We start from the raw sequence: 12,355 nt of genomic DNA, 5'->3' as shown, positions 1-12,355 counted from the left end.
AGTTGGCTGATCGACCGCTATCGCCGGCAAGCCGGCTCCTACATTTACGGTGATGAGGCTGGGTTACTTGGGATAGCCGGCGCGCTTCATTTCTCGCTCGGTGGTGGTTTGCGCGGCGGCCAAGGCCTGATCTACGGTCTGCTGGCCGGTCAGGGCGCCGGAGAAGAACTTGCCGACCTGGGTGCCGATGGCCTGGAACTCGGGAATGGTCACCAGTTGGATGCCGATATAAGGCACTGGCTTGAGCGTCGGCTTGGTGGGATCTGCGACCTTGAGCGACTCCAGCGTCACCTTGGCGAACGGTGCCGCCTGCATGTACGCCTCGCTGTAGGTCGAGGCGCGGGTCCCCGGTGGGACATTGGCAACGCCATCGGTCTTGGCGACCAGCGCGCCGTACTCCTTGGAGGTGGCCCAGGCACTGAAGACCTTGGCCGCGTCCTTGGCCTTGGAGCTGGTGGGGATCGCCAGGGACCAGGAGTACAGCCACGAGGTGCCCTTATCGGTCACTTGATGGGGGGCAAAGGTGAAACCGACATGCTCGGCAACTTTACTCTGGGTCTTGTCGGTAACAAACGAGCCGGCGACGCTGGCATCCACCCAGATCGCGCACTTGCCGCTGTTGAACAGCGCCAGGTTTTCGTTGAAACCGTTGCTGGAGGCGCCCGGTGGGCCGGACTTCTTCATGTTGTCGACATAGAAGTTCAGCGCGTCTTTCCACTCGGGGCCGTTGAATTCTGGCTGCCACTTCTCATCGAACCAGCGCGCGCCATAGCCATTGGCCAGGGTGCCGATCAGGGCCATGTTCTCGCCCCAGCCGGCCTTGCCGCGCAGGCACAGGCCATATTGCTCCTTGCTCTTGTCGGTGAGCTTTTCGGCAAATTCGCCAATCTGCACCCACGTCGGATGTTCAGGCATGCTCAGCCCGGCAGCCTTGAACAGGTCGCTGCGGTAATAGGTGATGGAGCTTTCAGCGTAGAACGGCAGGGCGTATAGCGAGCCCTTGACGGAAAGGCCATCGCGTACCGAAGGGAACACATCATCCAGGTCGTAGGACGCTGGCAGATTCGTCATCGGCTCCAACCAGCCTTTGGCACCCCAGAGTGCAGCTTCGTACATGCCGATGGTCAGCACATCGAACTGCCCACCCTGGGTGGCGATATCGGTGGTCAAGCGCTGGCGCAGGACGTTCTCTTCCAGCACCACCCAGTTCAACTTGATATCCGGATGCTCGGCCTCGAAGGTTTTCGACAGCTTTTGCATGCGAATCATGTCGCTGTTATTGACGGTGGCAATGGTCAGGGTTTGTGCACCCAGGCTGGCGGCGCTGAGGGTCATGCAGGTACAGGCAAGCAGTGCTTTTACAGGGAAATTCATCGCGCACTCCAGTTCTGCGCCGGGGGCAGCAGAAGGACAGTTATTGTTGTTGTGTCTCCCAGGCCAGCTGGAAGAGTGTGCGTTGATTACAGCCTTCTGCCGGCGCGCTGACAAATCCTTGGGAGCACTTGGACTGATACTTTTTTGCACTGGGGGTGCATGGTGGTTTGCGGGGGGCGTGTCTTACAGGGGCACTTTCAAACCACAGCCATTTCGTCAAATGCGCAGAGCCAAGAGGGTGACTTGTCGGGCACCCGACTTTCCGGGCGGTTGGTCAGGCCAGGTTCTGCTCAGTCAGGCGCTGTACCACCAGCCGCCGGTAGTGTGATGGCGTCATGCCCTTGAGCTGCTGGAACCTGCGGTTGAAGTTGGAGATGTTGTTGAAGCCTGACTCAAAGCACACATCCGTCACCGCCTTGTCGCCATCAGCGAGCAACTCGCAGGACTTGCTGATACGCAACCGGTTGACGAACTCGATAAAGGTACGGCCGGTGGCCTGCTTGAAGACTCGCGAAAAGTACGTGGGCTTCATACCCAAATGCTCGGCCACTTCCTCCAGGGGCAGTTCCCGTGCGTAGTGGGCAAAAATGTAGTCCACGGCCCGGTTGGTGCGATCGACCGTGTGCTCATCGGACCATTGGGGCGTGTTGACCCCTGAGAGCAATTGGTAATCCTCGCAGGCGTTCAACACCTCCAGCAGGATAAAGAAGTACCCCAGGCGTGCCATGCCCCGGGCATCTTCTATCTGTTGCATCAGTGTCATGGCCTGGGCAATGGTGCGTTTGCAACGGAACTCAATACCGTATTTCGCCCGTTCAAGCAGGGGAGCCAGCGCCTTGAGCTCACTGAACACCGGGATGGCATTCTCAAACAGCTCATCAGTGAAGTTCACCAGCATGTCGCGCTTTGGCACCACCTCATCCTCGGCCACCTGGCTGATCCAGTTATGGGGCAGGTTGGGGCCGGTAAGGAACAGGCTTTCGGGATAGAAATTGCCGATGTAGTCACCGACAAACACCTTGCCGGAGCTGGCGACAATCAGGTGCAGCTCGTATTCCTTGTGGAAATGCCAGCGCACCAGTGGGCAGGGAAAGCCGTGCTGGCGATAGATGATGGACAGGCCGTTGTGATCGTCCATCAACTCGTAGGAAGGGTCGGTGATGCGCGCGGCTCGGGTCATGCTGGCATCGCTTTTATTGTGGCTGCGCAGCCGATAATGCCCCGTTGTGCGTCACCTCGCCAGCACCGCCGCTTAATGCGTGCGGTTTTTTGCCTCGATCCACTGCGCCATGTATTGGGTACTTTTGTGCAGATGGTGGCGCAGCATGCTGCCGGTGAAGTTGGTGCTTCGATGTTTCGCCAGCTCACTGCGGCAGTGTTGCAGGCGCTGCACCAGTGCAGGCCCGTGGATATGCGCGGTGTAGCGCCTGGCAAGGAGCTCCCGGCCACGCTGCTGGGCCACGGTCCACGCTTGCCGGTCTTCATACAACGCCACCGCAGCAGCGGCCAGGGCCGTGGCGCTCTGGGCGATTGCACCAGGCCAGTGTTGCGCGTCGCCCATGCCTTCGGCGCCGATGGGCGTGGTGACGCTGGGTGTGCCACAGAGCATGCCATCGACCAGCTTGCCCTTGATCCCGGCGCCGAAGCGTAGCGGCGCCAGGCAGATACGCGCTGCCGACATCACGTGCAGCGCGTCCTCGGCCCAGTTCATCACGTGAAAGCCCTGCGCTGGATTGTGCAGCGCGGCGGCCTTGGGCGGAGTGTAAGCACCATAGACATGCAGTTGCGCAGCGGGCAGGCGCTGGCGAATCAACGGCCAGACGCTGTTTTTCATCCACAGCACGGCGTCCCAGTTGGGCGCGTGACGGAAGTTGCCAATGCTCAGGAAATGGGCGCGGTCTTCGTAGGGGGCAAACGCTTCGGTAGGCGGGTCGATCATCAGCGGGCACCAGTGGAGCAGGGCGGCAGGCACCTTGAAGTGTTCGGTGAGCAGTTGAATTTCGACGTCGGAAATCATCAGGCTGATATCGCAGCGGTAGATCGCCGCTATTTCGCGCTTGGCCAGATCGGTGTCGGCCATCAGCTGGAATTCTTCATCCAGGGCCGGGGCGAACAAGGGGCTGAAGTCATCCCCATCCGGATGGTGCTTGAGACAGTCTTTCAGGCGCTGCTGGCGGGCATCGCGCAGGCTCTGCAAGTCCGAGGTCTCCAGCACGCGCAAGGCCTGCGGGCACTGCTTCTCCACGCGCCAGCCGAACTGCTCCTCCATCATGAAACGATCGAACAGCACGATATCCGGGGCCAAATCACAGATAAAATCGTCAAAACTGCTGTTATTGAGTTCGATGGCGCATTCACGAATACCCAACGCCGCGAGCTCGGCCTTGTGCTCGCCGATGGCCGCCGGGCTGCTGAAGGTGATCTCCCAACCCTGCGTAAGAAAACTCTCCAGTATCTGCATCATATGCCCGCCGGCCGCCGACGAGCGCGGTTCCGGCCAGACGTAACCGATAACCAGGACGTGGGTGGCAGGCTGATTGTTCAACGGGGAATTCCTTCTAGGCAGGGCAAAAGCGGCGCAATTAAACCACAGCGACCGGGTTCCGGCGTTGTTATGACAATTTGTATTCGCCCGTAGGTGTCATTCGCACTTTGTGGTTAACTTCTGCCTCTCGAATTCGTTTCATCACACCCAGCATAAGGATTCCGTTCATGGCTCAAGTCACCCTCAAAGGCAACCCGGTCCAGGTTGAAGGCGAGTTGCCACAAGTCGGCACCCAGGCCCTCGACTTTTCCCTGACTGCAGGCGATCTGTCGGACGTCACCCTGGCCACTTTCGCCGGCAAGCGCAAAGTACTGAACATCTTCCCAAGCGTTGACACCCCGACCTGCGCCACTTCGGTCCGCAAGTTCAATGCCCAGGCCAACGAGCTGAACAATACCGTTGTACTGTGCATCTCCACCGACCTGCCATTCGCCCAGGCCCGTTTCTGCGGGGCTGAAGGCCTGGAAAACGTGAAGAACCTGTCGGACTTCCGCAGCGCCGACTTTGCTGTCGACTACGGCGTGTCCATTGCCGACGGCGCACTCAAGGGCCTGACCGCCCGTGCCGTGGTCGTACTGGACGAAAACGACAAGGTGCTGCACAGCGAGCTGGTTGGCGAGATCGCCCACGAGCCAAACTACGAAGCGGCCCTGGCCGTACTGAAGTAATTGTTCCAGCGCGTTACTGCCACTGGGCAGTAACCCGTATGATGCGTGCTTGCGGCCTGGCCTAGTCCAGGCCGTTTTCATTTGTGCTTCAGCGGTTTAGCCCAAACAGTTGAAGTTTTAAGTCGAAAAGTAAATGTTTGTAAACCCGAAGGTAAATAGCCGGTAAAGGCGCTTTGCTAAACGCGCTCCAGTGCTTATCTTTCAGCCTCCCAAAGTAGAAGTCCTCGCATCCAATGGTTGATCAATCCATGCAATCGTCTCCCCGCAATTCCCGTCGCTGGCTGTTTGGCCTGCTCGTCCTGGTGGTTATTGCCGGCCTGTGCTGGAAATTCTGGCCCACGGGTGCCGCCAACAAAGAAGCACCGGCCGCCCGGACCAGTAAAACAGGGATGATGCGTCCCGGCTTTGGGGGCTCTGGTGCAGCGGTGCCGGTACGTGTCGCACCCGCAGTGACGGGGGAATTCCCGGTGTACTACAAGGCACTGGGTACGGTGACTGCGCTCAACACCATTAATGTGCGCAGCCGGGTCGGGGGAGAGCTGGTGAAGATTGCCTTTGAAGAAGGCCAGATGGTCAAGGCCGGTGACCTGCTGGCGCAAATCGACCCGCGCAGTTACCAGAACGCTTTGCTCCAGGCCCAGGGCACACTCCTGCAAAATCAGGCCCAACTGAAGAACGCCCAGGTCGACCTGGAACGCTATCGCGGCCTATATGAGCAGGACAGCATCGCCAAGCAGACCCTGGACACCGCCGCCGCGCTGGTCCTGCAGTACCAGGGCACGGTCAAGACCAACCAGGGCGCGGTGGATGACGCCAAGCTCAACCTTGAATTCACCAAGATCCGTGCACCGATTTCCGGGCGTGTCGGCCTGCGTCAACTGGACGTCGGCAACCTGGTGGCGGCCAATGACACCACCGCCCTGGCGGTCATTACCCAGACCCAGCCCATCAGCGTGGCATTCACCTTGCCGGAGAACACCCTGCAAACCGTGCTGGCCCGCTATCGCGGCGGTAACAAGCTGCCGGTGCAGGCCTGGGACCGAGGCGACCTGCAACTGCAAGCCACCGGCGTATTGCAGAGCCTGGACAACCAGATCGATGTCGCCACCGGCACCCTGAAATTCAAGGCACGCTTCGATAACCTGGACCAGGTGCTGTTCCCCAACCAATTCGTCAACGTGCGTCTGTTGGCCGACACCCTTAAAAACGTAGTGCTGGTACCTTCGGCGGCGATCCAGTTCGGCACCAACGGCACCTTTGTCTACGCCCTGGACGGTGACAAGAAGGTCAAGATCCGCACACTGGTGATTGGTGATACCGATGGCCAGAACACCGTGGTCAAGGAAGGCCTGGCCGCAGGCGACCGCGTGGTGCTGGAAGGCACCGACCGCCTGAAGGACGGCACTGACGTAGAAGTGGTCAATGACAGCAACCAGGTGCCGACCACCCCGACCGAGCATTTGCAGGGCAAGCCCGCAGCAACAGGCGAAGGCAGCCCCGCGGCTGAGGCCGGCAAGGCGCAAAAGGCCGGCGCATGAACCTGTCACGCCTGTTCATCCTGCGGCCCGTCGCCACCACCCTGAGCATGCTGGCCATTGTCCTGGCCGGCCTGATTGCCTATCGCCTGATGCCGGTGTCGGCCTTGCCCCAGGTGGATTACCCGACCATCCGGGTCATGACCCTGTACCCCGGCGCCAGCCCCGACGTGATGACCAGCGCGGTGACCGCGCCCCTGGAGCGCCAGTTCGGGCAAATGCCCGGCCTCACGCAGATGGCGTCCACCAGTTCCGGTGGCGCCTCGGTGCTGACCTTGCGCTTCAACCTCGACGTCAACATGGACGTCGCCGAACAACAGGTGCAGGCGGCGATCAACGCAGCGAGCAACCTGCTGCCCTCGGACCTGCCGGCGCCACCGGTGTACAACAAAGTCAACCCCGCCGATACCCCGGTGCTGACGCTGGCCATCACCTCCAAGACTATGTTGTTGCCCAAGCTCAATGACCTGGTCGATACGCGCATGGCGCAGAAAATCGCGCAGATCAGCGGCGTGGGCATGGTCAGCATCGCCGGCGGCCAGCGCCAGGCGGTACGAATCAAGGTCAACCCCCAGGCCCTGGCGGCCAATGGCTTGAACCTTGCGGATGTGCGTGCACTGATCGCTGCCTCCAACGTCAACCAGCCCAAAGGCAACTTCGATGGCCCGACCCGCGTGTCGATGCTCGATGCCAACGACCAGTTGGTGTCCCCCGAGCAATACGCGCAGTTGATTCTGGCCTACAGCAACGGCGCGCCGCTGCGCCTCAAGGATGTCGCGCAAATCGTCGACGGCGCGGAAAACGAACGCCTTGCCGCCTGGGCCAATGAAAACCAGGCGGTGCTGCTGAATATCCAGCGCCAGCCGGGGGCCAACGTGATCGAAGTGGTGGACCGGATCAAGGCGCTGCTGCCCAGCATCACCGACAACCTGCCAGCCGGTCTCGACGTGACGGTACTCACCGATCGCACCCAGACCATCCGCGCCTCGGTCACCGATGTGCAGCATGAATTGCTGATCGCCATTGCCCTGGTGGTCATGGTGACGTTCCTGTTCCTGCGCCGGTTCAGCGCCACGATCATCCCGTCGATTGCCGTGCCGTTGTCCCTGATCGGCACCTTTGGCGTGATGTACCTGGCCGGGTTTTCCATCAACAACCTGACTTTGATGGCCCTGACCATCGCCACCGGCTTTGTGGTGGACGATGCGATCGTGATGCTGGAGAACATTTCCCGCTATATCGAGGAAGGCGAGACGCCGATGGCCGCCGCGCTCAAGGGCGCCAAGCAGATCGGCTTTACCCTGGTGTCCCTGACCCTGTCACTGATCGCCGTATTGATCCCGCTGCTGTTCATGGCCGATGTGGTCGGGCGACTGTTTCGCGAGTTTGCCATCACCCTGGCGGTGGCGATCCTGATTTCCCTGGTGGTGTCCCTGACCCTGACGCCGATGATGTGCGCACGCCTGCTCAAGCGTGAACCCAAGGAAGAAGAGCAGGGCCGCTTCTACAAGGCCAGCGGCGCCTGGATCGACTGGCTGGTCGCCGCCTACGGACGCAAGCTGCAATGGGTACTCAAGCATCAGCCGCTGACCCTGTTTGTGGCCATCGCCACCCTGGGCCTTACGGTAGTGCTGTACCTGGTGGTGCCCAAGGGCTTCTTCCCGGTGCAGGACACTGGGGTGATCCAGGGCATTTCCGAAGCACCGCAGTCGATTTCCTTTGCGGCCATGAGCCAGCGCCAGCAAGAGCTGGCCAAGATCATCCTCGATGACCCGGCAGTAGAAAGCCTGTCTTCTTATATCGGGGTGGACGGCGATAACGCGACCCTCAACAGCGGCCGCTTGCTGATCAACCTCAAGCCCCATAAAGAGCGGGACTTGAGCGCCGCCCAGGTGATCAGTCGCCTGCAACCGGCGCTGGACAAACTGGTGGGCATTCGCCTGTTCATGCAGCCGGTCCAGGACCTGACCATCGAAGACCGCGTCAGCCGCACCCAATACCAGTTCAGCATGTCTTCCCCGGATGCCGACCTGTTGGCCCTGTGGAGCGGCAAACTGGTGCAGGCCCTGAGCCAGTACCCTGAGCTCACCGACGTGGCCAGCGACCTGCAGGACAAGGGCTTGCAGGTCTACATGGTGATCGACCGCGATGCCGCCTCGCGTCTGGGGGTATCGGTGGCCAATATCACCGATGCACTGTACGACGCCTTCGGCCAGCGGCAGATTTCCACCATCTACACCCAGGCCAGCCAGTACCGCGTAGTACTCCAGGCCCAATCCGGCGATAGCCTGGGGCCGGACGCGCTGAACCAGATCCACGTGAAAACCGTCGATGGCGGCCAGGTGCGCCTGTCGAGCCTGGCCCGCATCGAGCAGCGCCAGGCGCAGTTGGCGATCACCCATATCGGTCAGTTCCCGGCGGTGATGATGTCGTTCAACCTGGCGCCTGGCGTGGCCCTGGGCAAGGGTGTGGAACTGATCAACCAGGTGCAGAAGGACATCGGCATGCCCGTCGGCGTGCAGACCCAGTTCCAGGGCGCCGCCCAGGCGTTCGAAGCCTCGCTGTCGAGCACCTTGCTGCTGATCCTGGCGGCGGTGGTCACCATGTACATCGTGCTGGGCGTGTTGTACGAGAGCTATATCCACCCGATCACCATCCTCTCGACCCTGCCATCGGCAGCGGTGGGGGCCCTGTTGGCGCTGCTGTTCAGTGGCAATGACCTGGGGATGATCGCGATCATCGGCATCATCCTGCTGATCGGCATCGTGAAGAAGAACGCGATCATGATGATCGACTTCGCCCTCGACGCCGAACGCAACCAGGGCCTGGACCCGCAGACCGCGATCTATCAGGCGGCGCTGCTGCGCTTTCGGCCGATCCTGATGACCACACTGGCGGCACTGTTCGGTGCGGTACCGTTGATGCTGGCCACCGGCTCCGGTGCCGAGTTGCGTCAGCCCCTGGGCCTGGTGATGGTTGGCGGCTTGCTGTTGAGCCAGATCCTTACGCTGTTTACGACACCGGTGATCTATCTGTACTTCGACCGCCTGGGCCGTCGCTGGCGCAAGACTCCTGAAGCGCTGGAGCCGGTTGAGCCATGAACCTGTCCGGACCTTTCATTCGCCGGCCGGTAGCCACCATGCTGTTGAGCCTGGCGATCATGTTGTTGGGCGGTGTCAGTTTCAACCTGTTGCCGGTGTCGCCGTTGCCGCAGATCGACTTCCCGGTGATCGTGGTTTCCGCCAGCCTGCCTGGCGCCAGCCCGGAAGTGATGGCCTCCACCGTGGCCACGCCCCTGGAGCGCTCCTTCGGCGCGATTGCCGGGGTCACCACCCTGAGCAGTTCGTCGAGCCAGGGCTCGACCCGGGTGATCCTGGCCTTCGATTCCGACCGCGATATCAACGGCGCGGCGCGGGAAGTCCAGGCGGCCATCAACGCTTCGCGCAACCTGTTGCCCAGTGGCATGCGCAGCATGCCCACTTATCGGAAGATCAACCCGTCCCAGGCGCCGATCATGGTGCTGTCGCTGACCTCGGATGTGTTGCCCAAGGGGCAGTTGTATGACCTGGCCTCGACCATCCTCTCCCAAAGCCTGTCCCAGGTGCAGGGGGTAGGCGAAGTGCAGATCGGCGGCAGCTCGCTGCCGGCGGTACGTATCGAACTGGAGCCCAAGGCCCTCGACCAGTACGGCGTATCCCTGGATGAAGTGCGCGACACCATTGCCAATGCCAACGTACGCAGGCCCAAGGGCTCGGTGGAGGATGGCGAGCGCAATTGGCAGATCCAGGCCAATGACCAGTTGGAAAAGGCCAAGGACTACGAGCCGTTGCTGATCCGCTACCAGAATGGGGCGGCTCTGCGCTTGAGTGATGTGGCCAAGATCAGCGACGGTGTCGAAGACCGCTACAACAGCGGTTTCTTTAACAATGACTCGGCGGTGTTGCTGGTAATCAACCGTCAGTCCGGCGCCAACATCATCGAGACCGTCAAGCAGATCAAGGCCCAGTTGCCGGCGTTGCAGGCGGTATTGCCGTCCAGCGTCAGGCTCAACCTGGCCATGGACCGCTCACCGGTGATCACCGCCACCCTGCATGAAGCAGAAATGACCCTGCTGATCGCCGTAGCCCTGGTGATCCTGGTGGTGTACCTGTTCCTCGGCAACTTCCGTGCCTCCCTGATCCCGACCCTGGCGGTGCCGGTGTCACTGGTGGGCACCTTTGCGATCATGTACCTCTATGGGTTTTCATTGAATAACCTGTCGTTGATGGCGCTGATCCTCGCCACCGGCCTGGTGGTGGACGATGCCATCGTGGTGCTGGAGAACATCTCGCGGCATATCGACGACGGGATCGCGCCGATGAAGGCGGCCTACCTGGGGGCCAAGGAGGTCGGCTTCACCCTGTTGTCGATGAACGTGTCGCTGGTGGCGGTGTTCTTGTCGATCCTGTTCATGGGCGGGATTGTCACCAGCCTGTTCCGGGAGTTCTCCATCACCCTGGCGGCGGCGATCATCGTGTCGCTGGTGGTCTCGCTGACGCTGACCCCGATGCTCTGCGCCCGCTGGCTCAAGCCCCATGTCAAAGGGCAGGAGACCGGCTTGCAGCGCTGGAGCCAGAAGGTCAACGACCATATGGTCGCGGGCTATGCCCGTAGTCTCGACTGGGTCCTGCGGCACAAGCGCCTGACCCTGCTCAGCCTGTTCGTGACCATCGGCGTGAATATCGCGCTGTATGTGGTGGTCCCCAAAACCTTTATGCCGCAGCAGGACACCGGGCAACTGATCGGTTTTGTGCGCGGCGACGATGGCCTGTCGTTCAGTGTCATGCAGCCGAAGATGGAGATCTTCCGCAAGGCCGTGTTGCAAGACCCTGCCGTGGAAAGCGTGGCCGGCTTTATCGGCGGCAGCAACGGCACCAACAACGCGGTGATGCTGGTGCGGCTCAAGCCGATCAAGGAACGCAAGGTGTCAGCCCAGGCGGTGATCGAGCGCCTGCGCAAGAACGTGCCGCTGGTGCCCGGTGGCCGCTTGATGCTGATGGCCGACCAGGACCTGCAATTTGGCGGTGGCCGCGACCAGACGTCCTCGCAATACTCCTACATCCTGCAAAGTGGCGACCTGTCTGCCCTGCGCCTGTGGTACCCGAAAGTCGTCGCTGCGCTACGTGAACTGCCGGAGCTGACCGCCATCGACGCCCGCGAAGGCCGGGGCGCACAACAGGTGACGTTGATTGTCGACCGCGACCAGGCCAAGCGCCTGGGCGTGGACATGAACATGGTGACCTCGGTGCTGAACAATGCCTACAGCCAGCGGCAGATTTCCACCATCTATGACAGCCTCAACCAGTATCGGGTGGTGATGGAAGTCAATCCGAAGTACGCCCAGGACCCGATCACCCTCAATCAGGTGCAGGTGATCACCGCCGCTGGTGCGCGGATCCCGCTGTCGACCATCGCCCACTACGAAAACAGCCTGGCCGACGACCGCGTCAGCCATGAAGGGCAGTTCGCCTCCGAAGACATCGCCTTCGATATGGCGCCCGGGGTCACGGTAGAGCAGGGCACGGCCGCCATCGAGCGGGCGATTGCCAAGGTCGGCTTGCCCGAAGACGTGATTGCCAAGATGGCGGGCACCGCCGATGCCTTCGCCGCCACCCAGAAAAGCCAGCCTTTCATGATCCTCGGCGCACTGGTGGCGGTGTACCTGGTGCTGGGGATTCTGTATGAGAGCTATATCCACCCGCTGACCATCCTCTCGACCTTGCCGTCGGCCGGGGTCGGCGCGCTGCTGTCGATCTATGTGCTGGGCGGCGAGTTCAGCCTGATCTCGCTGCTGGGCCTGTTCCTGCTGATCGGCGTGGTGAAGAAAAACGCGATCCTGATGATCGACCTGGCGCTGCAACTGGAGCGCAAGGAAGGCATGCAGCCCCTGGAATCCATACGCAGCGCGTGCCTGCTGCGGTTGCGGCCGATCCTGATGACCACCCTGGCGGCGATCCTGGGCGCCTTGCCCTTGCTGCTCAGCACTGCCGAAGGTGCGGAAATGCGCCAGCCCCTGGGCCTGACGATCATCGGCGGCCTGGTCTTCAGCCAGATCCTGACCCTTTACACCACCCCGGTGGTTTACCTCTATCTCGACCGCCTGCGCCACCGTTTCAACGGTTGGCGCGGGGTGCGTACCGACGCTGCTCTGGACACTCCGCTATGACTGCAATGCACCTCCCTGTAGGGGCTGG

At 61.3% G+C, this 12,355-nt stretch carries 7 protein-coding genes; 4 read left to right on the top strand and 3 right to left on the bottom strand.

Annotated features, from left to right (window positions below):
• Positions 1-63 precede the first annotated feature (63 nt).
• From HZ99_RS03750 to HZ99_RS03740, 3 genes are all read right to left on the bottom strand, one after another.
• Positions 64-1,374, bottom strand: a complete 1,311-nt coding sequence (locus tag HZ99_RS03750; RefSeq protein ID WP_038441432.1) for an ABC transporter substrate-binding protein — start codon at positions 1,372-1,374, stop codon at positions 64-66.
• A 274-nt stretch (positions 1,375-1,648) separates the two neighbouring features.
• The gene (locus HZ99_RS03745) at positions 1,649-2,554 is read right to left on the bottom strand and encodes an AraC family transcriptional regulator (protein ID WP_038441430.1); all 906 of its coding nucleotides are present in this window, start codon (positions 2,552-2,554) and stop codon (positions 1,649-1,651) included.
• A gap of 72 nt (positions 2,555-2,626) precedes the next feature.
• Positions 2,627-3,919, bottom strand: a complete 1,293-nt coding sequence (locus tag HZ99_RS03740; RefSeq protein WP_038441427.1) for a glycosyltransferase — start codon at positions 3,917-3,919, stop codon at positions 2,627-2,629.
• A 167-nt stretch (positions 3,920-4,086) separates the two neighbouring features.
• Here HZ99_RS03740 and tpx point away from each other — a divergent pair, with 167 nt between their 5' ends.
• The 4 genes from tpx (at position 4,087) to HZ99_RS03720 (ending at position 12,327) form a co-directional block, all read left to right on the top strand.
• Entirely contained in the window at positions 4,087-4,587 is a 501-nt protein-coding gene (tpx, locus tag HZ99_RS03735; RefSeq protein WP_038441425.1) for a thiol peroxidase, read from the top strand.
• Positions 4,588-4,820: 233 nt separating this feature from the next.
• Positions 4,821-6,125: an MdtA/MuxA family multidrug efflux RND transporter periplasmic adaptor subunit gene (locus tag HZ99_RS03730; RefSeq protein ID WP_038441423.1), complete on the top strand. Its 1,305-nt coding sequence runs from the start codon at positions 4,821-4,823 to the stop codon at positions 6,123-6,125.
• Complete coding sequence (locus HZ99_RS03725; protein WP_038441422.1) at positions 6,122-9,223, top strand: MdtB/MuxB family multidrug efflux RND transporter permease subunit; 3,102 nt, start codon at positions 6,122-6,124, stop codon at positions 9,221-9,223. The genes HZ99_RS03730 and HZ99_RS03725 overlap by 4 nt, the downstream gene beginning before the upstream one ends.
• A complete protein-coding gene (locus tag HZ99_RS03720; RefSeq protein WP_038441420.1) occupies positions 9,220-12,327 on the top strand; it encodes an efflux RND transporter permease subunit in 3,108 nt (1,035 codons plus the stop codon). The genes HZ99_RS03725 and HZ99_RS03720 overlap by 4 nt, the downstream gene beginning before the upstream one ends.
• Positions 12,328-12,355: the final 28 nt, after the last annotated feature.

Source organism: Pseudomonas fluorescens (assembly GCF_000730425.1).
Classification (GTDB): domain Bacteria; phylum Pseudomonadota; class Gammaproteobacteria; order Pseudomonadales; family Pseudomonadaceae; genus Aquipseudomonas; species Aquipseudomonas fluorescens_X.
Note: the sequence above shows the minus strand (reverse complement) of the source record. Positions and strands in the feature narration are given on the sequence as shown.

Excerpts from the sequence above, each read along its gene's own strand:
- HZ99_RS03720 (WP_038441420.1), top strand. The coding sequence starts at position 9,220 with ATGAACCTGTCCGGACCTTTCATTCGCCGGCCGGTAGCCACCATGCTG.
- tpx (WP_038441425.1), top strand. The coding sequence starts at position 4,087 with ATGGCTCAAGTCACCCTCAAAGGCAACCCGGTCCAGGTTGAAGGCGAG.
- HZ99_RS03725 (WP_038441422.1), top strand. The coding sequence starts at position 6,122 with ATGAACCTGTCACGCCTGTTCATCCTGCGGCCCGTCGCCACCACCCTG.
- HZ99_RS03730 (WP_038441423.1), top strand. The coding sequence starts at position 4,821 with ATGGTTGATCAATCCATGCAATCGTCTCCCCGCAATTCCCGTCGCTGG.
- HZ99_RS03745 (WP_038441430.1), bottom strand. The coding sequence starts at position 2,554 with ATGACCCGAGCCGCGCGCATCACCGACCCTTCCTACGAGTTGATGGAC.
- HZ99_RS03750 (WP_038441432.1), bottom strand. The coding sequence starts at position 1,374 with ATGAATTTCCCTGTAAAAGCACTGCTTGCCTGTACCTGCATGACCCTC.